The 21,496-nt window shown below is 73.7% G+C and carries 22 protein-coding genes, 1 pseudogene and 1 riboswitch; of the genes and pseudogenes, 9 read left to right on the forward strand and 14 right to left on the reverse strand.

Annotation, left to right across the window (positions count from 1 at the left end):
- Nucleotides 1-41: 41 nt before the first annotated feature.
- Nucleotides 42-1,436: an FAD-binding protein gene (locus tag AB2L27_RS14425; RefSeq protein WP_370442199.1), complete on the reverse strand. Its 1,395-nt coding sequence runs from the start codon at nucleotides 1,434-1,436 to the stop codon at nucleotides 42-44.
- Between the two features lie 735 nt (nucleotides 1,437-2,171).
- Between AB2L27_RS14425 and AB2L27_RS14430 the strand changes: the two genes are divergently transcribed.
- From AB2L27_RS14430 to AB2L27_RS14445, 4 genes are all read left to right on the forward strand, one after another.
- A complete protein-coding gene (locus tag AB2L27_RS14430) occupies nucleotides 2,172-4,061 on the forward strand; it encodes a DNA/RNA helicase domain-containing protein (protein WP_370442177.1) in 1,890 nt (629 codons plus the stop codon).
- A gap of 366 nt (nucleotides 4,062-4,427) precedes the next feature.
- Entirely contained in the window at nucleotides 4,428-4,847 is a 420-nt protein-coding gene (locus AB2L27_RS14435) for a helix-turn-helix domain-containing protein (RefSeq protein WP_370442178.1), read from the forward strand.
- A gap of 47 nt (nucleotides 4,848-4,894) precedes the next feature.
- Complete coding sequence (gene deoC / locus AB2L27_RS14440; protein ID WP_370442179.1) at nucleotides 4,895-5,557, forward strand: deoxyribose-phosphate aldolase; 663 nt, start codon at nucleotides 4,895-4,897, stop codon at nucleotides 5,555-5,557.
- Between the two features lie 75 nt (nucleotides 5,558-5,632).
- Nucleotides 5,633-6,412, forward strand: a complete 780-nt coding sequence (locus AB2L27_RS14445) for an HAD-IIA family hydrolase (RefSeq protein ID WP_370442200.1) — start codon at nucleotides 5,633-5,635, stop codon at nucleotides 6,410-6,412.
- Nucleotides 6,413-6,433: 21 nt separating this feature from the next.
- On the opposite strand, the gene AB2L27_RS14450 is transcribed toward AB2L27_RS14445, so the two are convergent.
- Nucleotides 6,434-6,751, reverse strand: a complete 318-nt coding sequence (locus AB2L27_RS14450; protein WP_370442180.1) for a tetratricopeptide repeat protein — start codon at nucleotides 6,749-6,751, stop codon at nucleotides 6,434-6,436.
- A 51-nt stretch (nucleotides 6,752-6,802) separates the two neighbouring features.
- Here AB2L27_RS14450 and AB2L27_RS14455 point away from each other — a divergent pair, with 51 nt between their 5' ends.
- Nucleotides 6,803-7,198: a DUF1801 domain-containing protein gene (locus AB2L27_RS14455; RefSeq protein ID WP_370442181.1), complete on the forward strand. Its 396-nt coding sequence runs from the start codon at nucleotides 6,803-6,805 to the stop codon at nucleotides 7,196-7,198.
- Here the strand turns inward: AB2L27_RS14455 and AB2L27_RS14460 are convergent.
- From AB2L27_RS14460 to AB2L27_RS14475, 4 genes are all read right to left on the reverse strand, one after another.
- Nucleotides 7,195-7,542: a metallopeptidase family protein gene (locus AB2L27_RS14460; protein ID WP_370442201.1), complete on the reverse strand. Its 348-nt coding sequence runs from the start codon at nucleotides 7,540-7,542 to the stop codon at nucleotides 7,195-7,197. The two genes, AB2L27_RS14455 and AB2L27_RS14460, sit on opposite strands and share 4 nt — an antisense overlap.
- A gap of 15 nt (nucleotides 7,543-7,557) precedes the next feature.
- Entirely contained in the window at nucleotides 7,558-7,761 is a 204-nt protein-coding gene (locus AB2L27_RS14465) for a hypothetical protein (RefSeq protein ID WP_370442182.1), read from the reverse strand.
- Between the two features lie 135 nt (nucleotides 7,762-7,896).
- Nucleotides 7,897-8,085 carry a CstA-like transporter-associated (seleno)protein gene (locus tag AB2L27_RS14470; protein WP_370442183.1) on the reverse strand — a complete coding sequence of 63 codons (189 nt, stop codon included), beginning with the start codon at nucleotides 8,083-8,085 and terminating at the stop codon, nucleotides 7,897-7,899.
- Nucleotides 8,082-10,268, reverse strand: a complete 2,187-nt coding sequence (locus tag AB2L27_RS14475) for a carbon starvation CstA family protein (RefSeq protein ID WP_370442184.1) — start codon at nucleotides 10,266-10,268, stop codon at nucleotides 8,082-8,084. Before AB2L27_RS14475 ends, AB2L27_RS14470 begins: the two co-directional genes overlap by 4 nt.
- A gap of 144 nt (nucleotides 10,269-10,412) precedes the next feature.
- Here AB2L27_RS14475 and AB2L27_RS14480 point away from each other — a divergent pair, with 144 nt between their 5' ends.
- The 3 genes from AB2L27_RS14480 to AB2L27_RS14490 all read left to right on the forward strand — a co-directional run bounded on the left by AB2L27_RS14480 (nucleotide 10,413) and on the right by AB2L27_RS14490 (nucleotide 14,602).
- Entirely contained in the window at nucleotides 10,413-12,704 is a 2,292-nt protein-coding gene (locus AB2L27_RS14480) for an SDR family oxidoreductase (protein WP_370442185.1), read from the forward strand.
- Between the two features lie 114 nt (nucleotides 12,705-12,818).
- Nucleotides 12,819-13,580, forward strand: coding sequence for a lysophospholipid acyltransferase family protein (locus AB2L27_RS14485; RefSeq protein WP_370442186.1), 762 nt, complete (start codon nucleotides 12,819-12,821; stop codon nucleotides 13,578-13,580).
- Between the two features lie 169 nt (nucleotides 13,581-13,749).
- A riboswitch (cyclic di-AMP (ydaO/yuaA leader) is annotated at nucleotides 13,750-13,919 on the forward strand.
- Nucleotides 13,916-14,602 (forward strand): transglycosylase family protein, encoded by a 687-nt coding sequence (locus AB2L27_RS14490; RefSeq protein ID WP_370442187.1) that lies wholly within the window; start codon nucleotides 13,916-13,918, stop codon nucleotides 14,600-14,602. It overlaps the preceding riboswitch by 4 nt.
- A gap of 139 nt (nucleotides 14,603-14,741) precedes the next feature.
- Here AB2L27_RS14490 and AB2L27_RS14495 read toward each other — a convergent pair whose 3' ends face one another.
- The 8 genes from AB2L27_RS14495 to AB2L27_RS14530 all read right to left on the reverse strand — a co-directional run bounded on the left by AB2L27_RS14495 (nucleotide 14,742) and on the right by AB2L27_RS14530 (nucleotide 21,087).
- Nucleotides 14,742-15,368 carry a TrmH family RNA methyltransferase gene (locus tag AB2L27_RS14495; RefSeq protein ID WP_370442188.1) on the reverse strand — a complete coding sequence of 209 codons (627 nt, stop codon included), beginning with the start codon at nucleotides 15,366-15,368 and terminating at the stop codon, nucleotides 14,742-14,744.
- A gap of 19 nt (nucleotides 15,369-15,387) precedes the next feature.
- Complete coding sequence (locus tag AB2L27_RS14500; RefSeq protein WP_370442189.1) at nucleotides 15,388-16,563, reverse strand: ABC transporter permease; 1,176 nt, start codon at nucleotides 16,561-16,563, stop codon at nucleotides 15,388-15,390.
- Entirely contained in the window at nucleotides 16,560-17,480 is a 921-nt protein-coding gene (locus tag AB2L27_RS14505; protein WP_370442190.1) for an ABC transporter ATP-binding protein, read from the reverse strand. Before AB2L27_RS14505 ends, AB2L27_RS14500 begins: the two co-directional genes overlap by 4 nt.
- Before the next feature lie 72 nt (nucleotides 17,481-17,552).
- The gene (locus AB2L27_RS14510; RefSeq protein WP_370442191.1) at nucleotides 17,553-18,626 is read right to left on the reverse strand and encodes a sulfate/molybdate ABC transporter ATP-binding protein; all 1,074 of its coding nucleotides are present in this window, start codon (nucleotides 18,624-18,626) and stop codon (nucleotides 17,553-17,555) included.
- Nucleotides 18,623-19,441 (reverse strand): ABC transporter permease, encoded by an 819-nt coding sequence (locus tag AB2L27_RS14515; RefSeq protein WP_370442192.1) that lies wholly within the window; start codon nucleotides 19,439-19,441, stop codon nucleotides 18,623-18,625. Before AB2L27_RS14515 ends, AB2L27_RS14510 begins: the two co-directional genes overlap by 4 nt.
- Nucleotides 19,438-20,217 carry a molybdate ABC transporter substrate-binding protein gene (gene modA / locus AB2L27_RS14520; protein WP_370442193.1) on the reverse strand — a complete coding sequence of 260 codons (780 nt, stop codon included), beginning with the start codon at nucleotides 20,215-20,217 and terminating at the stop codon, nucleotides 19,438-19,440. The genes AB2L27_RS14515 and modA overlap by 4 nt, the downstream gene beginning before the upstream one ends.
- Nucleotides 20,214-20,621 (reverse strand): TOBE domain-containing protein, encoded by a 408-nt coding sequence (locus tag AB2L27_RS14525; RefSeq protein ID WP_370442194.1) that lies wholly within the window; start codon nucleotides 20,619-20,621, stop codon nucleotides 20,214-20,216. The genes modA and AB2L27_RS14525 overlap by 4 nt, the downstream gene beginning before the upstream one ends.
- Before the next feature lie 58 nt (nucleotides 20,622-20,679).
- Complete coding sequence (locus AB2L27_RS14530) at nucleotides 20,680-21,087, reverse strand: ankyrin repeat domain-containing protein (protein ID WP_370442195.1); 408 nt, start codon at nucleotides 21,085-21,087, stop codon at nucleotides 20,680-20,682.
- A gap of 252 nt (nucleotides 21,088-21,339) precedes the next feature.
- Here AB2L27_RS14530 and AB2L27_RS14535 point away from each other — a divergent pair.
- Nucleotides 21,340-21,496: pseudogene (locus AB2L27_RS14535) on the forward strand (Gfo/Idh/MocA family protein); the annotation flags it as partial.

The following is a 21,496-nucleotide window of genomic DNA, read 5'->3' on the forward strand; positions in this document are numbered from 1 at the left end:
TCCTGACAGAACCCTGACAGCTCCCGCGGGCGGCGGGTCCCTCAGCCGGTCACGAGCTGCAGACGCCGCGCCTGGTCGGAGGCGAACTTGCGCTCGGGGTCGACCGCGTCGCGGACCTTCCGCCAGGCCGGCAGCTCGGGGTACATGCGGGCGAACCGGTCGGCCGTCGTGCGCGAGTCCTTGGCCAGGTACAGCCGGCCCCCGGCGTCCAGGACCATCTCGTCGAGCAGGTCGCAGAGCTGGTCCAGGCCCTTCTTCACGGGCAGGTCGACCGCGAGGGTGTACCCGCGCTGCGGGAACGACAGGGGCGCGTCGTTGCCGTCGCCGAAGCGCTTGAGGACGTTGAGCGCGGAGATGTGGCCGGAGTCGACGATGGCCTCCATGCTCGCGCGCAGCAGGTCGGCCCGCTCGAACGGGACGACGAACTGGTACTGCAGGAAACCCCGCGGACCGTAGGCCCGGTTCCAGTCCGCGAACAGGTCGAGCAGGTGGTAGAACTGCGTGATGTTCTGCACCACACCGGACTTGGTCTTGGACTTGCGGTAGTAGACCTCGTTCAGCGCCTTGGCCGTGAGGGTGTTGAGCATGCCGGGCGGGAAGACGTCGGGGAACGTCGCGAGCTGGGGCGCGTCGAACTTCAGCGGGTCCTTGCGCAGCTCCGGCGGCAGGTCGGACAGCTTGGCCGAGGACCCGCGCAGCAGGAACCCGCGGCCCATGTGCTGGCCCTTGGTCACCGAGTCGAACCACGTCTTGGAGTACGTGTAGTTCTCGTCGTTGTGCTGCAGCCGTTCGAGCATGTCGTCGAAGTCGGTGGCCTGCTCGACGTCGGCGATGAAGTAGGACGTCTCCACCCGGTCCAGGCGGATCTTCGCGCGCAGGACGATGCCCGTCAGGCCCATGCCCGCGGTCGTGGCCAGGAACAGCTCGCGCTCGGGACCGTCGGGCGTCAGCGTGCGGATCTGCCCGTCGGCGGTCAGCAGGTCCATCGACAGCACGTGCCGGGTGAAGGTGCCCTGGGTGTGGTGGTTGCCGCCGTGGATGTCGGCGCCGATGGCGCCACCGACGGTGACCTGCCGGGTGCCGGGCAGGACGGGCACCCACAGGCCGTGCGGGACGACGGCGCGCAGCAGCGTGTCGAGGGAGCACCCGGCGTCCACGTCGGCGACGGCCGCGTCGACGTCGATGTGGTGGATGCGGTTCAGGGCCGTCATGTCGACGACGAGACCGCCGGCGTTCTGCGCGGAGTCGCCGTAGGAGCGACCGAGGCCGCGGGCGATGACGCCGCGCGGACCGGCGGTGCGGACCGCCTCGGCGATGACGTCGAGGTCGGCGGTGTGCAGGACGGTGGCCGTCGTCGGGGCCGTGCGGCCCCAGCCGGTGAGGCGGCGGGTCGAACGGCCGGCTGCCTCGTCCTGGGCGCTCGTGCGGGACTTCAGGCCTGGGATGCTCACCACGGCTCCGAGCCTAACCGCCGGGCACGAGGGCCACCGCCCCTCGTCGGGTCGGGCCACTCGGTGAGTGCCCCGGCGGGTCGTGTCGGAGGACTCGTCGAACCTCGGCGTCCGGTACGTGCGCGAGCGGGTCCGGGTGGTGCTGTCGACCGGCCCACGTACGGGGCGAGCCGCTGGGCACACGTCCTGCGCGATCAGCTCGACGTCTCCGAGCCGGTGTTCCGGAGGTGCGTGACCGAGGGGGCCGTCCCCGGTCGTGGAGGACCACCACCGCGGGCCGAGACGCTGCCCGCCAGCCTGGTACACACGCTGCTGACGGTTGCGAGGGCGTCCGAGTCCGAGGTGCGGGACACGACGAAGGACCAGGCCGCGGATCGCTGGAGGAGAGATCGACGATCTCGGTGTCGGCGCCGGCCTGCGTACGCAGGACGTCGTTCTCCAGCAGCACCGTCATGGCCCCGCGTCTGCCCGACTGACGGTTCGGTGCGTCGCGCCGGGTGCGTGAGAGCAACGGGCCTCGGCGCTCCGCTGCGTGGAGGACATCACGGCGCCCGGTGGCCCCTGGAGATCCCCCCGTTCGAGCCGCCACGCCGTCACCGCCGTCCTGACGGGCCCAGCTAGCCTGGGCGACGCGGCCCGACAGGCATCCGCCGCCCGGATCACCGGGCACAGGACAGACCTCCACCCGCACGAACATTCGTGCTGCCCTGGAGATGTCCCGTGTCGTTGGTCCGTCGCACCGCTGCCCAACTGCAGGACGAGCTGCCCTCGGGGTCCGTCGTGGAGACCCTGATGGAGCAGCTGTTCCACACGGCGGGCCACGGACCCAGCCCCAGCGAGGTGGCCTCCTGGAGGGCGAGCCTGCCGGTGCTGGTGACCGACCTGGTCGTCGCCGGTCTCGGCGACGTGGAGGTGCTGCTGGAGCACTCCCTGCCGCTGACCTCGAAGCGCGCCGACGTGGTGCTGGCCGGTGTTCACCCCACGACGGGGAACCCCTCCTACGTCGTGGTCGAGTTGAAGCAGTGGAGCTCCGCGCACCGCTTCGAGGGCAACCCCGACCTGGTGGTGGTACCGGGGATGCCCGGCCCGCCCAAGCTCCACCCCGTGCGTCAGGTCCGGGGGTACGTCGACTACCTCCTGGACTTCACCCGGGCGCTGGAGTTCGCTCCGGAAGCGGTCGCGGGAGTCGCGTACCTGCACAACGCGACCCGGCCGGGCGCGGTCGCGGACCTCCAGGACTACGAGATGAGCCGCTCGGGACGCCTGTTCACCGGCGCCGACCGCGACGCCTTCCAGTCCTACCTGTGTTCGCGGCTGGCGCCGGGGACCTCGGGCGGACCCGCCGCGGACGAACTGCTGGGCTCGAAAGTGGCCCCGTCGCGGCAGCTGCTCGCGGTGGCGGCCGACGAGATCCGCGACCGGGAGCGGTTCCACCTCGTGGGCGAGCAGCAGGAGGCCGTCGACCTGGTCGTGCACCAGGTGAAGCAGGCCAAGGCCGGCAACGGCAAGAGGATCATCGTGGTGACCGGCGGTCCGGGGAGCGGCAAGAGCGTCATCGCCCTGTCTCTGCTCGGGGAGTTGTCCCGGAAGGGCAGCGCCGTCCTGCACGCGACCGGCTCGAAGTCCTTCACGCAGACACTGCGGAAGGTGGCCGGGTACCGGTCTCGGCGGGTGCAGTCGATGTTCAAGTACTTCAACCAGTTCACGACCGCCGAACCCAACGACCTCGACGTCCTCATCCTCGACGAGGCCCACCGGATCCGGGAGACGTCCGTCGACCGCTACACGCGGGCAGAACTGCGGACCGGGAGGCCGCAGATCGACGAGCTCATCGCCGCCGCACGCGTCCCCGTGTTCCTCCTGGACCAGCACCAGGTGGTGCGACCCGGTGAGCTGGGCTCACTGGAGGAGATCAGTCGTCACGCCGAACGACTCGGCCTGGACGTGGTGACGGTCCCGCTGGACGCCCAGTTCCGGTGCGGCGGCAGCGCCGAGTACGTGCGGTGGGTGCAGCGGCTCCTGGGGCTCGATGACACCGGCCCGCGGGACTGGGCGGGTGACGAGAAGTTCGAGGTGGTCGTCGCGAGCAGTCCGCACGAGATGGAGGCGTTCCTCGCCGCGAAACGGACCGAGGGGTACTCCGCGCGGATGAGTGCCGGCTACTGCTGGCCCTGGAGCGATCCGACACCGGAGGGGACGCTGCGCACGGACGTCGTCATCGGCGACTGGGAGCGCCCGTGGAACGTCAAGGGCGACCGACCCGTCGGCGAGGCGCCAGCGGCCGCGCTGTGGGCGACCCAGGACGGCGGTTTCGGCCAGGTCGGGTGCGTCTACACCGCGCAGGGTTTCGAGTACGACTGGAGCGGCGTGATCATCGGACCGGACCTGGTGTGGCGGGACGGGGGGTTCCGCAGCGTCCGCGCGGCCAACCGGGACCCCGACTTCCGGAGTGCGAAGAAGGTGAGCGACGCGGAGTTCGACCGCCTGGTCCGCAACGTCTACAAGGTGCTGCTGACCCGCGGGATGGTCGGGACCGTCCTCTACTCGACGGATGAGGAGACGCGCGAACGGCTCGAGGCGATGACGGCTGGCCGGCACGCTCCTGAGTGAGGAGTCGACCGGGCGGAGCAGCAGGGACCACGGGCCGGCAGGTCCACCATCGACCCGTCCGGGTCAGCGACGAGGCGGATCACGTCGTGCTCGGAGGTGGGCCGAACTCGAGCTCGCGGCGTGCGGACCTGTGTCGGGAGCTGGTCCGCGGTCCCCCACACGAAGCTGCCCAGACCGCTCACGGTGCCCGCACCCCCACTGCTCAACGCCACGTGGTGATCGAGCGTCGTCAGCCGGGACGACACGGCGCCGCCGGGCGGGTGGCGCTCACAGCACACGTCACGACGGTTCATGCACATCGACGAGCATGAAAGGACGATGAAGTTGCATGTGAGTAGCATGTCGAGTCGACCCACCGGAGGCTCGATGCCCAGCACCGAGGACGTCCTCACCGCCTTGACCGTCCTGCGCCGCCACGGCGAGAGCGCCACGATCGAGGCGAAACGGGCCACCGGGGGACTCCCCAAGAGCGTCCGCGAGACCATCAGCGACCTCGCCGAGCGCGGACTGCTCGCTCGGGTCCCCGACCCGCAGCACGTCCGCTACGAGATCGCCGCCGCGCCCCCCGAGCCCCGTCGGGACGCCCCGGCTGGGCCGGTGTCGCGCCCGGACGAGGTGCTCGCCCTCCTCGCCGACGGGCGCGAGCACCACGTCACCGAGCTCGCCGCCGCCCTCGGGCTGGGCCGGGTCATGGTCACCCGGTACCTCAACGAGCTCATCGCCGACGGCCGGGTCGTCGCCACCGCCCCACCCCGCAACCGCAGACGCCGGTACCGCCGGGCCTGAGCGAACCGACGCGCCGCGCGGAGCACGCCAGGTGGCAGACTCCCCGCGTGAGCCCTCGCACCCGCACCGACGTCGCCCGCCTCGTGGACCACACGCTCCTGAAGCCGGAGGCGACCCCCGCGGACGCCGCGGCCCTCGTCGCCGAGGCCCGCGAGCTCGGCGTCCTCGCCGTGTGCGTGTCCCCCACGATGCTGCCGCTGGCCGACACCGGTGAGCTCGTCGTCGCGACCGTGTGCGGGTTCCCCTCCGGCAAGCACACCAGCGCCGTGAAGGCGGCCGAGGCCGCCGCGGCCGTGCAGGCCGGGGCGGACGAGGTGGACATGGTCATCGACGTCGGCGCGGCCCTGGCCGGGGAGATCGACGCCGTCCGCGACGACATCGCGGCCGTGCGCACCGCCGCGCCCGCGCCGACGGTCCTCAAGGTCATCGTCGAGTCCGCGGCGCTGCCCGACGACGTCCTGACCGCCGTCTGCCGCGCGGCCGAGGACGCGGGCGCCGACTTCGTCAAGACGTCGACGGGTTTCCACCCGACCGGGGGTGCGACGGTGCACGCGGTCGAGGTCATGCACGCGGCCGTCGGCGGCCGGCTGGGCATCAAGGCCAGCGGCGGCATCCGGACGACCGAGCTGGCCTCGGCGCTGCTGGACGCCGGGGCGACCCGGCTGGGGTTGTCCGGGTCGGCGGCCGTCCTGGCCGGCCTGCCGGGCTGAGGCCGGGCTGAGGACCGCCCGGACCGACCGGGCGCGAGGATCGGGATCGAGGGTGGAGCGGTGGAGGGCAACGAGATGAGCGACGCGAACGGCATCGAGTGCTGGCTGACCGACATGGACGGCGTCCTCGTGCACGAGGACCACGCCCTGCCCGGCGCGGCCGAGTTCCTGCAACGGCTGGCCGACGCCAGCCGACGGTTCCTCGTCCTGACCAACAACTCGATCTTCACCCCCCGCGACCTCTCGGCCCGGTTGTCCCGCAGCGGCATCGAGGTCCCCGAGCAGAACATCTGGACGTCGGCGCTGGCCACGGCCGACTTCCTGGCCCGGCAGTTGCCGGGGGGTTCGGCCTACGTCATCGGCGAGTCCGGCCTCACGACGGCGCTGTACGAGGCCGGGTACACGATGACGGACACCGACCCCGACTACGTCGTCCTCGGGGAGACCCGGACCTACTCCTTCGAGGCCATCACCAAGGCCATCCGGCTCGTGGAGGCCGGGTCCCGGTTCATCGCCACCAACCCCGACGCCACCGGCCCCTCCAAGGAGGGGTCGCTGCCGGCGACGGGATCGGTGGCGGCGCTCATCACGCGGGCCACGGGCGCCGAACCGTACTTCGTCGGCAAACCCAACCCGATGATGTTCCGGTCGGCGATGAACCGGATCGAGGCGCACTCGGAGACCACCGCGATGATCGGGGACCGGATGGACACCGACGTCGTCGCGGGCATCGAGGCCGGGTTGCGGACGTTCCTCGTCCTCACCGGCTCGACCAAGCGCGACCAGGTCCGCCGGTTCCCGTTCCAGCCGTTCCAGGTCGTCGACGGGATCGGTGACCTCGTCGACCTGGTCTGAGCCCGGGCCGCCGGACCGGGGTCAGACCTCCGCGCCGAGGACGTGCGCCATGACGCGGTGCCCGCGGGCCTCGTCGTGGCGGCTCTGCCGTTCCAGCGACCGCGACAGCAGCAGGTGGGCGTAGGCGTCGGAGGGGCTGCGCCGCACCAGGTCGCGGGCCTGCTCCTCCGCCTTGCCCAGCATCGCGGCGCCGAAGTAGCTGCGGGCCAGCAGTTCGCGCACCGACCGGTCGTCGGGGTGGCGCTGCACCAGGGGTTCCAGCGACCGGACGGCGTCGGTGAACCGGCGCTCGTCGAAGGCGTCGCGGGCCATCTCGAAGCTCAGCAGGTCGATGTTCACACCAGTCCCCAACCCTGCCGGGAGGTCGCTGATTCCAGGTAGCCTGCCGGGGTGGCCGACGTCGACCTGACCGCCTCCCAGCACATCGACGAACTGGTCGAGAAGCACCCCGACTGGCGCGGTGAGGTGCTCGCCGCGTGCCGACGGACGATCCTCGCCGTCGACGACGAGATCGTCGAGGAGTGGAAGTACATGGGCGCGCCCGTGTGGTCCCGGCACGGCACGTTCATCGTCGGAGGCGTGTTCAAGAGCAAGGTGAAGATGGGGTTCCTCTGGGGCGCCTCGCTGGAGGACCCGAAGGGGTTGTTCAACGGGGAGCTGGGCGGCAACCAGCGCCGGTCCGTGGAGTTCGCCGAGGGGGACGTCCTCGACGAGGAGGGGTTCGCCGACCTGGTGCGCGCGGCCATCGCCCACAACGCCGCGAAGGCGAGCGCCCGGAAGCGTTAGGCCCAGCCCAGCTCGTGCAGCCGGGCGTCGTCGATGCCGAAGTGGTGCGCGATCTCGTGCACGACGGTGATCCCGACCTCGGCGACGACCTCCTCGCGGTCGCGGGCGATCGCCAGCGTCGGCCGGCGGTAGATCGTGATGCGGTCCGGCAGGGCCCCGGCGGCCCACCAGCCGTCGCGTTCGGTCAGCGGGGTTCCCTCGTACAGCCCGAGGAGGTCCTGCCCAAAACCCTCCGGCGGGTCGTCCTCGACGAGCACCACCACGTTGTCCATCGCCCGGGCGAGCTCCGCCGGGACGCGGTCGAGCGCGTCCGCGACGGCCTCCTCGAACTCCTCCCGCGACATCTCGACCACGGCGGGTCAGCCGGCGACGAGGGTGCGGCGGCTGTCGAGCTCGCGCACCGCGTCCACCCCGAGGACCGCGTCGGCGAGCGCCGCCCCGGCGTGCAGGTGCACGTAGGCGGTGTCGCGGGCCAGGGCGGACGTCCCGGCGGCGACCCTGCGGTGCGCCACGACGGTGGTGCGGAACCGCGGGTGCCTGGCGGATCGTTGCCTGGCGCTCACCCTCAGATCGTGACGGCCCGGCCACCGGCTGTCGAACTCCACGTCTCAGCTCCGTCTCGGGTCGGGGTCCGGCCCGGGGCCGGCGACGTCGTCCCCGGGTGAACGCGCGAGCGCCGCGATCGGTTCACCGGGTGCTCAGCAGCAGCGACCGCCCGGCACGGCGGCCTTCGCGTCGGCGCGCCGGCGCTCGAAGTCGGCCCGGCTGCCGGGCGGGTGGCCGTGCTCAGCGCACCGGCGCAGGTGCGCCTCCCACCGGTCCTGGCCGTCGACCTGGCGGTGGGCCCAGCGCAGTCCCGACCACACGGCGGGCAGGACCCCTCTCACCGGTCCGCCCCCGTCCTCACGCCGATCTCGGCGCGCAGGGCGTCGAGCTCGGCGCGCTCGCGGGCCGTGACGACGATCCCGGCCGGTTCCACCAGCGCGGACGGCACGGCGGGTTCCTCGGTCGTGGGCAGCTGCCCGGCGCGCAGGGCGCGGGCGACGACGACGGCCGCGTTGGCGGCGACGACGATCACGAGGAGGGCGAACACCGACTGCAGGACGCCGTTGACGGTCGAGTTCGTCACGACCTGCTGCATCTGCGCGGCGTCCCTGGCGGGGGCCAGCAGCTCGCCCGTGGCGAGCGCGTCGGCGTACCGGGCGCGCTGGGCGAAGTAGCCGATGGCCGGGTTGTCGGAGAACACCTTCTGGTAGCTGGCGGTCATCGTCGTGACGAGGTCCCAGACGAGGGGGACGGCGGTGACCCAGGCGTAGCGGACGCGGCCGTGCTTGACGAGCAGCGTCGTCACGAGCGTCAGGGCGATCGCGGCGAGGAGCTGGTTGGCGATGCCGAAGAGCGGGAACAGCTGGTTGATGCCGCCCAGGGGGTCGGTGACACCGGTGTACAGGAAGTACCCCCACGCGCCGACGACGACGGCGCTGGCGATGAGGTTGCCCGGCCGCCAGGACAGGTCGCCGAACTTCCCCCAGACGTTGCCGAGGGTGTCCTGGAGCATGAACCGCCCGACGCGGGTGCCGGCGTCGACGGCGGTGAGGATGAACAGGGCCTCGAACATGATCGCGAAGTGGTACCAGAACGCCTGCAGCCCACCGCCGAACGCCTCGTGGAAGACCTGGGAGATGCCCAGGGCGAGCGCCGGCGCTCCGCCCGTGCGGGACACGACGGACTCCTCGCCGACGGCCTGCGCGGCGGCCGCGAGCGTCTCGGGGGTGGCCGTGAAACCGAGCCCGGAGACGAAGCTCGCCGCCGTCTCGACGGTGCCGCCCGTCGCCCCGGCCGGGGAGTTCACCGCGAAGTACAGGCCCTGGTCGATGACCGAGGCGGCGATGAGCGCGCTGATCGCGACGAAGCTCTCCATGAGCATCCCGCCGTAGCCGATGAGCCGGACCTGGCGCTCCTTGGCCACCATCTTCGGCGTCGTGCCGGAGGAGATGAGGGCGTGGAACCCCGACAGCGCCCCGCAGGCGATGGTGATGAAGACGAACGGGAACAGCGAACCGGCGAAGACGGGCCCGTTGCCCTCCCGGGCGAAGGACGTGACGGCCTCGTTGGCCAGCACGGGCCGGGCGACGACGAGGCTGACGGCCAGCAGGGCGATGACGCCGATCTTCATGAAGGTGGACAGGTAGTCGCGCGGGGTCAGCAGCAGCCACACCGGCAGGACGGAGGCGACGAAGCCGTAGACGACGAGGGCCACGACGAGCGTCTCGGGCGACAGGGTCAGCGACTCCGCCAGGCCCCAGCTCTCCACGTACCCGCCGCCGACGATGGCCAGCAGGAGGAGCACGACACCGAGCGCGGTGGCCTCCAGCACGCGGCCGGGCCGCAGGAACCGCAGGTAGACGCCCATGAAGAGGGCGATGGGGATGGTCAGCGCGATGGAGAAGACGCCCCAGGGGGACTCGGCGAGCGCGTTGACGACGATGAGCGCGAGCACCGCCAGGATGATGATCATGATGGCGAAGACGGCGACGAGCGCGGCGATCCCGCCGACGAGGCCGATCTCCTCGCGCACCATCTGCCCCAGGCTCTTGCCGCCGCGGCGCATCGAGAAGAACAGCACGGTGAGGTCCTGGACCGCTCCGGCGAAGATCACCCCGACGACGATCCAGATCGTGCCGGGCAGGTAGCCCATCTGGGCGGCGAGCACGGGCCCGACCAGCGGGCCGGCGCCGGCGATGGCCGCGAAGTGGTGGCCGAACAGGACGCGCCGGTCGGTGACCTCGAAGTCGACGCCGTTCTCGTACCTCTCCGCCGGGGTCGCGCGCCGGTCGTCGGCGCGCAGCACGCGGTACGTGATGAACCTCGAGTAGAAGCGGTAGGCGATGGCGTAGGAGGCGAGCGCCGCGAACAGCACCCACAGCGCGTTGACGGACTCCCCCCGCGACAGCGCCAGCACCGTCCAGCACAGCGCGCCGACGACGGCGACGGCCGTCCACACGACGACGGAACGGGGCGAGGGACGCCTGCGCGTCACCTCGGGGGCATCGGACTGCAACCGGCTCATCGCCGCCTCCTCGCGGTCGAGCGTCCTGTGGACCCGCTGAGCGTGGCACAGGGGTGAGGATCGGGTGCGGACGCTCGCCGGGGCGGACGCGGCCCGGAACCGGCACGCGCGGAGGGGCCCCGCATCCGTGGCAGGATCCTCCGCGTGCGATTGGCTGAGCAGCTCGACGGCAAGCGGTTCCTCCTCACCGGGGTGACGGGCTTCATCGGTGAGGCGCTGCTGCAGCGCCTGCTCGTCGACCTGCCGGGCACGACCGCCGTGGCGCTGGTGCGCCCCAAGCCCGGGCAGAGCGGCGCCGACCGGCTCCGGTCGGTGCTGCGCAAGCCGATCTTCCGCGCCGCGGGCGAGGCCGACGAGTTGCTCGCGACGCGCGTGCAGGCCCTGGAGGGGGACCTGTCGACCGTGCCCGAGCTGCCCACCGACATCGACGTCGTCGTGCACTGCGCCGGGGACGTCTCCTTCGACCCGCTCATCCAGGACGCCTTCACCACCAACGTCACCGGCACCCGCGCCCTCGTCGAGCGCACGCTGGAGGCCGCCGAGCGCGGCGGTCGCGCCGTGCACTACGTCCACGTCTCCACCGCCTACGTCGGCGGCCGCCGGCGCGGGGCCGTGCCCGAGCGGGCCGTGGAGCACCGGGTCGACTGGCGCACCGAGACCGAGTCCGGGCTGCGGCTGGCCGCGCGCATCGAGGAGGACTCCCGCCTGGAGGGCCGCCTGAAGGAGTTCCTGCGCGCCGCCGAGCGCGACCACGGCCGGGCCGGCCCGCTGAGCGTGGCCGCCGGCGCCGAGGAACGCCGCGTCGCGTGGGTCACCGCGCAGCAGAAGGCCGCCGGCAAGGAACGCGCCCGCACCCTGGGCTGGACGGACTGCTACACGTTCACCAAGGCCATGGGCGAGCGGCTGGTCGAGGAGATCGCCGCCCCCGTGCTCCCGACGACGATCCTGCGCCCGAGCATCGTGGAGTCCGCGGTCAAGCACCCGCACCCGGGCTGGATCGAGGGCTTCAAGATGGCCGAGCCGATCATCCTGGCCTACGGGCGCGGTGAGCTGACCGAGTTCCCGGCCGCCCCGGACTCCGTCATCGACGTCGTGCCGATCGACCACGTCGTCAACGCCGTCCTCAAGGCCTCCGCGACGCCGCCGCCGCTGTCGCAGCCGGCCTACTACCACGTGAGCTCAGGCAGCCGGAACCCGCTGACGTTCCGGGACGTGTACGAGTTCATCCGCGAGTACTTCACGAAGCACCCCTTCGACACCTCCCCGGCCGTCCTGCCGACGTGGGAGTTCCCCGGCGGGCGCGCCGTGGAGCGCAAGGTGCGCGCCGGTGAGCTGCTGACCGGGGCCGGCAACCGCGTCCTGGCCCTCGCCCCGCGCTCGGCGAAGGTGCGCGACGTCTCGCACAAGCTCGACAAGGCGCGCCGCCAGATCGAGTTCGCCCGCCGGTACATGGACCTGTACAAGGCCTACACCGAGGCCGAGCTGCGCTTCGTCGACGACCGGACCCTCGCGCTGCACCGGTCCCTGGACCCGGCCGACGTCGAGATGTGGGGCTTCGACACCTCCGAGGTCGACTGGGACCACTACTGGCTCGAGTCGCACTGCCCGAGCGTCACCGCGCAGATGCGCAAGTACGACGAGATCCGCCGCCGCCGCACGCAGGCCGCCGCCAGCGGCCCGCGCGAGCTGCGGCCGGTCGCCGAGGGCTCCGCGCCCGTGCTGGCCGTCTTCGACCTGGCCGGGACGCTCCTGCCGGGCACGGTCGTCGACTCCTACCTCACGCTGCGGCTGTCGTCCCTGGACGCCCCCGCCCGCATCGCCGAGTTCGGCCGGATCATGCGCAACCTGCCCGGCTGGATCGCCGCCGAGCGCCGCGACCGGGGCAGCTTCCTGCGCTCGCTGTTCCGCGGCTACGCCGGGGTCGACCTGGACGCCCTGGAGGCCTACGTCGACGACGTCTTCGCCCCGGCCTTCCTGCAGCAGATCTCCTCCGACGCGCTGCGCCGCATCCAGGCCCACCGCGACGCCGGGCACCGCACGATCCTCATGACCGGTGACGTGCGGCAGGTGACGCGCCCGCTCGCCGGGCTGTTCGACGAGGTGGTGTGCACCGAGCTGGACGAGGTGAGCGCCGAGGAGCGGCGCCTGGCCAACGGCTTCCTGACCTCCCCGCCGCTGGTGGGCGAGGCCCGCGCCGCCTGGCTGCGCCGCTACGCCGAGGTCGAGGGCGCCAACCTGGCCGCCAGCTACGCCTACGCCGACTCCCACGTCGACCTACCGCTGCTGAAGACCGTCGGCAACCCGACGGCCGTCTCCCCCGACGTGCCGCTGTTCCGCGTCGCGCGCGCCTCCCGCTGGCCCGTGGCCGACTGGGCGGCCTCCTCCCCCACGCGACGGCTGCGGGTCCCCCAGCAGGTGCTGGCGGGCACGGACTGAGCCCGCGGCCGGGTCCGCGGCGACGGCCGACCGGCTCCCGGTGGGAGGCCGTGGCAGGATGCCGACTGTGAACTCCGCACCGTCAGGGACCGCCGGTGTGTCGAGGACCGGAGGGTGGCGAGGCTGATGGGGATCCCGCGACCGACCCGGATCGTGCGGGCGCTGCCGCTGCTGCGCCGCCGCCCCGCCGGCCCCTCCGACCCCGGTGGGGGCGGCCGCGCCGTCCACCGCAACGACTGGGTGCGCTCGGCGCCGGCGACGGCCGTGCGCGCCACCCTGCAGCGGGTCCTGATGACCCCGCTCATGCGCTCGCAGGTGCGCATCCAGGTGCACGACGTCGACGTGCTGGACCGGCTGGGCACGGCGGCCGTGCTGGTGGCGAACCACTCCTCCCACCTGGACGCCCCCGTCATCCTCGAGGCGCTCGGGCCGCGCCGCCGGCGCCGGGTCGCGATCGCCGCCGCCGCCGACTATTTCTTCGACGTCTGGTGGCGGGCCGCGCCCTCGGGCCTGGTCATCGGCACCTACCCGCTGGAACGGCGCGGGGGCCGGGGGCAGAACCCGTCCTCGCAGCTGCTGGCCGACGGCTGGAGCCTGGTGATCTTCGCCGAGGGCGGGCGCAGCTACACCGGCGAGATGCGGCCCTTCAAGAAGGGCGCGGCGTACCTGGCCCTGGACGCCGGGGTGCCCGTGGTGCCCATCGCGCTGCGCGGCACCTTCGACGCCATGCCGCCGAAGCGGAACTGGCCGGTCAAGGGCCGTCCGCCGATCCACGTGACGTTCGGAGAGCCGCTGCACGGCCGCGAGGGCGAACGGGCCGGCGACTTCACCACGCGCATCGAGGACGCCGTCGCGAAGCTGCTCGCGAACAGCTGACGGCGGCACCCAGGGCGTGATCTGCGTCACGCGCGAGGGCTGCCGCCCGCTCACCGGTGCGGGCGCAGGTCACGGACAGGTCGCGGGACGGTGTACGGCGGACCGCTGACTTGTTACGGTCGGGATGTTCCCGGGGCTCCCCGGGGACACGGCCGCGGAACGCCGAGTCCTGCCCACCGCGCCGGAAGCAGAGCCCGTGGGCAGGAGCGGGGGACCCACACGTTCCTCGGACGACCGCCCCGGCGGGAGTCCTCGGGGTGAAGCCGCGCCCGCGGCCGGGTCAACCCACCTTCGACCCGAACCCGACAGCTGACCTCGCAGGCGTTGGAGGTCACATGTCTGCGATCCGTCGCGCCCCCGCGCGCCACCGCGCGTCCCGCACCACGAAGTTCGCCCGCCGCGGCCTGCTCGCGACCGCCGCGGCCGGTGCCGCCGGCGCCGCGCTGCTCGCCCCGGTCTCCAGCGCCTCCGCCGCCCCCGTGCAGGAGTGGGACCGCCTCGCCCAGTGCGAGTCCGGCGGCAACTGGCACATCAACACCGGCAACGGCTACTACGGCGGCATCCAGTTCAGCGCCCGCACGTGGACCGGCTTCGGCGGCGGGCAGTTCGCCCCCCGCGCCGACCTCGCCTCCCGCGAGCAGCAGATCGTCGTCGCCGAGCGCGTCCTGGCCAAGCAGGGCTGGCGCGCCTGGCCGTCCTGCTCGCGCAAGCTGGGCCTGCGCGGCGCCGCCGACCCGGCCGGCATGGAGGCGGCGCTGCTGCACCCGGCCCCGGCTCCCGCTCCGGCCCCCGCGCCCGCCCCGGCTCCTGCGCCCGCCCCGGCCCCCGCACCGGAGCCGGTCGCCGAGGCCGCTCCCGCCGCCATCCGCAGCCACGTCGTCGCCCCCGGCGACACGCTCTACCGGATCGCCGTGAACCACGGCGTCCCCGGCGGCTACGTGTCGGTGTGGAACGCCAACCGCGCCGCCATCGGCGACAACCCCGCGCACATCCGCGTCGGCCAGGTGCTCGTCCTGCCCTGAGGCGCCCCGGGCCCCCGGCCCCGCTGACGTGCGACCCGCCCCGGGTCCGGCTCCCGCCGGGCCCGGGGCGTTCGTCGTCCCGGCCCCCGCCCGGCCCCACGGGGACCGGCCGTGGCGCTGCGGCCGCCGGCCTGTGGCGCTACGGCCGCTGGCCGAAGACGTGCCGGCGCACCCACGCGTGCATCGCCACCGCCGCGGCGGCGCCCACGTTGATGGAGCGGGTCGAGCCGGACTGGGCGATGGCCAGCACGTCCACGCAGTGCGCGACCGCCTCGTCGGTCAGCCCCGGGCCCTCCTGCCCGAACAGCAGCACGCACTCGCGCGGCAGGTCGTAGGTCTCCAGCGGCACCGACCCCTCGACGTTGTCGATGCCGACGACGGGCAGGCCCCGCTGCGCCGCCCAGACGGCCAGGGCCGCCACGTCGGCGTGGTGGTGCACCGACAGGTACCGGTCGGTGACCATCGCGCCGCGCCGGTTCCAGCGCCGGTGGCCCACGACGTGCGCCCCGGCGGCGTTGACGGCGTTCGCCGTCCGCACGACCGAGCCGATGTTGGCGTCGTGCTGCCAGTTCTCCACGGCCACGTGCAGCGGGTTCCGGCGGGTGTCCAGGTCGGCGACGATCGCGGCGTTGGACCAGTACCGGTACCGGTCCACGACGTTGCGGCGGTCGCCCTCGGCGAGCAGCTCGGGGTCGAACCGCGGGTCGTCGGGCCAGGGCCCCTCCCAGGGACCGACGCCGACGACCCGCTGCCCGAACTCGTTCACCCGGCGATCCTGCCAGGCCTCAGGCGGCCTTCCGCCACGCGGAGGCGAAACCGAGCGACCGGCCCGTCTGCAGGAGGCTGTTCTCGTACAGGCGGCGCGCGACCGCGACGAACAGCACCGCCGTGACGGCGATGACCCCCAGGGACAGCAACGGCTCCCACAGCGCCACGTCGCCCTGCACGACCCGCTTGGGCATGACCATCGGCGAGGACAGCGGGACGTAGGACAGGACCGTCTGCAACGTGCCCGGCTCGTTGGCCGCGAAGGAGGCGAAGAACGGCAGCATGACGAACATCTGCACCGGGGTGGCCGTGGACTGCAGGTCCTCCAGCCGGCTGGCCATCGCCCCGGCCGCGGCCCACAGGCACGACAGCATCGCGAACCCGAAGACGAAGAACACCAGGAACCAGGCGGCCGCCGCGGGGATCCCGGGGATCGAGTCCAGCAGTTCGGGCTGGGCGAACCGCAGGGCCAGGACCCCGGCCACGACGAGCACGAGGATCTGCCCGAACGCCAGGATCCCGTTGCCGAGGATCTTGCCGATGAGCAGCTGGCGCACCGGGACGGTGGTCACGAGGAGTTCGATGACCCGGGTCTGCTTCTCCTGCACGACGCTCTGGGCGATGGAGTACCCGAAGATGAGGACGATCTGGAAGAACAGGACGGCGAAGGCCAGGCCCAGCAGGTAGACCATGAAGGGGTCCACCGCGTCGGGGGCCAGCAGCACCGTGGCCGGCGGGGGCAGCGACAGGACCGCGCGCGCGTCGTCGGGCCCGACCCCCAGCGCCTGGAACGCGGCCACCGTCTGGGCGGTGCCGATGCGGGCGGACAGGACGCCGTCGAGGGTGTCCGAGACGGAGCGGTCGCCCACGACCTGCACGCCGGTGCCGGTGACGAGCACGGCCGCGTCGACGTCACCGTCACGGACGGCCTGCTCGGCGGCGGCCGCGTCGGGTTCCTCCCGCAGGCTCACCCGGGTGCCGGGGTCCTCCCCGGGCTGGGCCTTCTCCACGTACGGGCGCGAGTCGCCGGTGACGGCGACGTCGTAGTCGTCCGAACCCCCCGAGAGCAGTCCCGGCAGCACGGCCGCGAGCGCGACGATGACGAACAGCAGCGCCGTGGAGAAGATGAACCCCTTGTCCCGCAGGCGTTCACTCATCTCGCGTTGGGCGACGATCCACCACTGGCCCCTCACCGGGACACCTCCTGGAACAGTTCGGACAAGCTGGGCAGCTGGGGGGCGAACGAGCGGACGGGGCCGCGCCGCACGGCTTCGGCGAGGACCTGCTGGTCCAGGCCGGCGGCGCCGCCGGCCAGGTCACCGCCGGCCGGGTCACCGCCGGACAGGTCCAGGACGGCGCCGCGGGCGTGACGTTCCACCACGCGCACGCCGGGGACCTCCTCCAGCCAGCCCAGGTCGGTGTCGGCGACGAGTTCGTAGCGGGACCCGGCCCGCTCGCGGCGCAGCTCCTCGGGTTCGCCGGCGGCGACGACGCGACCGCCGTGCAGGACGACGAGGTCGTCGCACAACCGGTCGACGAGGTCGAGCTGGTGGCTGGAGAACAGGACCCCCACCCCCGCGGCGGTCCTCTCCCGCAGCAGCTCGGCCATGGAGTCGACGGCGAGGGGGTCCAGGCCGGAGAACGGTTCGTCCAGGACGAGCAGTTCGGGGTCGTGGATGAGCGAGGCCGCGACCTGGACGCGCTGCTGGTTGCCCAGGGAGAGCGACTCGAGCTTGTCGCGGGAGCGTTCGCCCAGACCCAGGCGCTCCAGCAGCTCCTGGCCGCGGCGGGTCGCCACCGCGCGGTCGACGCCGTGCAGCCGGGCGAGGAAGACCAGTTGCTCCAGGATCCGGCCCTTGGGGTACAGGCCGCGCTCCTCGGGCATGTAGCCGAAGCGGCGCCGGGTGGCCAGGTCGGGCGTCGTCCCGCGGAACGTGACCGTCCCGGAGTCGGCGGCGAGCACCCCGAGCGCGATGCGCATGGTCGTGGTCTTGCCGGCGCCGTTGGCACCGACGAAACCGACCATGCGTCCGTCCGGGACGGTGAACGAGACGTCGTCGAGGGCGAGACGCTCCCCGAAGCGGCGGGTGATGGAGTCGAGGACGAGCACCCGCCGAACCTAGGGGGCGCCGGTGCGCGTCCGCGTCCACCGAACGTCTACCGGGACCTCACGCGGTCCCCGTCAGACGGTGGGGTGCAACCGGACAGCGGTGGCCTTGACCACGAGGTGCACCGCGGCCCCGGGGGCCAGGTCGAGCTCGGCGGCCGCGGCGAGGGTGACGTCGGCCTGGACGTCGTGCTCGGGCAGGGCCTCCAGCCGGGTGCGGACCCGGACCACCTCCCCGCGGGGGCTGACGTCGACGACGGTCGCGGCCCAGCGGTTGCGGGGGCTGCCGCCGGGGTCGCGGGGGTGCACGGCGACGGCCGCGGGGCTGAAGACGGCGACGCCGCGACCCCCGGGGGCGGCCGGCGGGTCCCCGGCCAGCCCGGCGACGAGCCCCCCGTCGCGGGTGCGCAGGCCCTCGGCGGTGAGGACGCCGGGCAGCAGGTCCAGGCCGGCCAGCCGTGCGCCGAACCGGCTGCGCGGGGCGGTCAGGACCTGCTGGACGGGGCCGCTCTCGGTGACCCGGCCGCCCTCCACGACGACGGCCCGGTCGGCGAGCGCGAGGGCGTCCAGGGGGTCGTGGGTGACGAGCAGCGCCGACCGGTCGCCGCGGGCCAGGACGCGGCGCAGCACCTGCCGCACCTCGGGGGCGGCGGTCACGTCGAGCGCGGCGAGGGGCTCGTCGAGCAGCAGCAGCCGGGGGTCGGCGGCCAGGGCGCGGGCGATCGCGACGCGCTGGGCCTGCCCGCCGGACAGTTCCCGCGGCCGGCGGGCGGCGAGGTCGGCGACGCCCACCTCGGCTAGGACCTCCAGGGCCCGGGTGCGGGCGCGGGCGCGGGAGGCGCCGGCGCTGCGGGGCCCGAAGGCGACGTTGGCCGTGACGTCGAGGTGGGGGAACAGCAGCGCCTCCTGGGCCAGCAGGCCGACGCCGCGGCGGTGCGGCGGCACGAAGGTCCCGGACCCCTCGGCCAGGACGGTGCCGTCGAGCACGACCTTGCCGGCCGAGGGGCGCAGCAGCCCGGCCAGGACGGCGAGCAGGGTCGACTTCCCGGCCCCGTTGGGCCCCAGGACGGCCACGACCTCCCCGGTCGCCACGTCGAGGGCGACGTCGAGGTCGCGGGCGGTGAGGCGGACGTCGACGTGCAGGCTCACGGCGCGGACCGCCGGCCCCGGACGGCGACGACGACCACGACGGCCACCACGACCAGCAGCAGCGACATCGCCGCGGCGGCGTCGGGGTCGGTCTCGCGCTGGAGGTAGACCTCCAGCGGCAGCGTGCGGGTGACGCCCTGCAGGCTGCCGGCGAAGGTGAGGGTCGCCCCGAACTCCCCCAGCGACCGGGCGAACGCGAGCACCGCGCCGGAGACCAGGCCCGGTGCCACGAGGGGCACGGTGACCCGGAGCAGGACCCGGCCCGGCCGGGCGCCCAGGGTCGCGGCGACCGCCTCGAACCGGTCGCCGGCGCTCAGCAGCGCCCCCTCCAGGCTCAGCACGAGGAACGGCAGCGAGACGAACGTCTGCGCCAGGACGACGGCCGCGGTGCTGAACCCGACCTCGATCCCCAGGACCGACAGGGCCGGGCCCAGCAGGCCGTTGCGGCCCAGCGCCCACAGCAGCGCCAGCCCGCCGACCACGGGGGGCAGGACGAGCGGCAGCAGGACGACCGAGCGCAGCACCCGCGTGCCCGGGACGTGCCCGCGGGCCAGGACGAGGGCCATCGGCACCCCGAGCAGGACGCACAGGACGGTGCTCACCGAGGCGGTGCGCAGGCTGAGCAGCAGGGCGGTGAGGGCGGACTCGGAGGTGAGGAGCGCACCGAACCGCGTCCACGGCACGCGCGAGAGGATGCCGAGCAGCGGCAGCACGAACAGCGCCAGCCCGGCGCCCGCCGGCAGGAGGACCCAGCGGGGCAGCGCGCTGCCCGCTCCCGCCCCGTCCCTGCGGCCGACGGCGCCGCGTGGTCTCACGGGGTGCCGAACCCCGCGTCCCGCAGCACGTCCCGGCCCTGCGGTCCGGTCACGAACCCGACGAAGTCCTGCGCGAGCGGGACGTCGGCGGCGTCGCGCAGCGCGGCGACGGGGTAGGTGTTCACCGCGCGGGAGGACTCCGGGAACGGCACGCCCGTCACCGCGTCCCCGGCGCGGCGCACGTCGGTGACGTAGACGAGTCCGGCGTCGGCCTCCCCGGAGGTGACCTTGCCGAGGACGTCGGTGACCGAGGGTTCCTCGCTGACGGGCGACAGCCGCACCCCCGTGGCCGACTCGACCGTCCCGGTCGCCGCCCCGCACGGGACCTGCGCGGCGCACACGACGACCTTGAGCCCGGGCCGGGTGAGGTCGGCGAACCCGGTGATGCCGGTGGGGTTGCCGGGCGCGGTCGCGATCTGCAGGACGTTCGTGGCGACATCGACGGGGTCCCCGGCGGTCAGCGACCGGTCGGTGACCTGGGTCATGGTCCTCTCGTCGGCCGAGGCGAAGACGTCGGCGGGGGCGCCCTCGCCGATCTGGGTGGCCAGGTCGGAGGAACCGGCGAAGGAGAACCGCACGCGCACCCCCGGGTTCGCCGCTTCGAACTCCTCGCCGATGCGGGTGAACGGCCCGGTGAGGGAGGCGGCCGCGAAGACGGTGAGCGTGCGCTCCTGCGCGCTCGGGCCGTCGCCGCCGGTGGGCGGCCCGCCCGACCCGCAGGCCGTCAGCAGTGCGGCCACGGTCACGGCCGCGGCGAGCGCGGGCCGGGTCCTCACGAGCGCCCCCGGGGGGTCTCGACGATGACGGTCGTGGCCTTGACGACGGCCGTGGCCCGGCTGCCCGGTTCCAGTCCGAGCTCGGCGGCGGCCTCGGCGCTCATGAGGGAGACGACGCGGTGCGGACCGCACTGCATCTCGACCTGGGCCATGACCCCGTCGGCGACGACGCGGGTGACCAGGCCGGCGAAGCGGTTGCGGGCGGAGCGGGCCACCGACGTCGTGTCGGTCGCGGCGGTGGCGGCGGTGCGCACCGCGAAGGCGGCCAGGGCCTCGCCCTCGACGACGGTGCGGCCGGCGAGGTCCTTGCCGCTGGGCAGGGCCCCGCTGTCGATCCAGCGGCGGGCGGTGTCGTCGGAGACGCCGAGCAGGTCGGCGACCTCACGGACGCGGTACGTGGGCACCCGGGGATGCTATCCGCACCTGCGGGCACGACGGGTCACGACAGACGCACCTGCGGCGTCAGGAGGCCCCGGCGCCGCGGTCCGCGAGCAGGGCGGCCATCTCGGGCAGGTCGAAGAACCGGGCCACGGCGATCCCGGACTGCCGCCCGAGCGCGGGGTCGGCCCCCGCGTCGAGGAGGAGGTCGACGATCGGGCGCGAGCGCCGGAAGACGGCCGCCCCCAGGGCCGTCTGCCCCTTGTCGTTGATCCGGGCGTGGTCGGCCCCGCGCTGCAGGAGGGCACCGACCGTCTCGGGGTGCCCGTGGTAGGCGGCGAGGACGAGCAGGGTGTCGCCGGCGGAGTTGGTGAGGTCCACCGGGACGCCGGCGTCGACGCGCGCGGCGAGCGCCGCCGTCGAGCCCTCCCGGGCCAGGTCGAACGTCTCGTGCAGGAAGCGCAGCTCGTCCTCGGTCAGCCCCTGGGTCACGCGCGGATCGTAACGAGGGCCGCGAGGGCTGGCGTGGTGACGAGGTGCCGACGTACGGTTGCTGAACCGGTTCGGTTCGCGTGCGGACCGGGGACGAGGGCGTCCTGACGGACGTCCGTCACCTCTGGAAGGACGAGTTCCGCCCATGCCCACCGCTGTCGACGCGTCCCGGACGTCGAGCCCCCCGCCGACCACCCGCGCCCGCCTCCTCGCCACGGCCCCACCCACGGCCCCGACCACGGGGGTGCGGGCGTGAGCGCGCCGCAGACCCGCACCGAGACCCGCACCGGGCCGGTGGGGATCGGGATCATCGGCGCCGGCGTCATCTCCGGCACCTACCTGGACAACCTCACCTCCTTCCCCGACGTCCACGTCCACGCCATCGGCGACCTGGTCCCCGCCGCCGCCG

It is taken from the genome of Kineococcus halophytocola (assembly GCF_041276425.1).
Classification (GTDB): Bacteria; Actinomycetota; Actinomycetes; order Actinomycetales; family Kineococcaceae; genus Kineococcus; species Kineococcus halophytocola.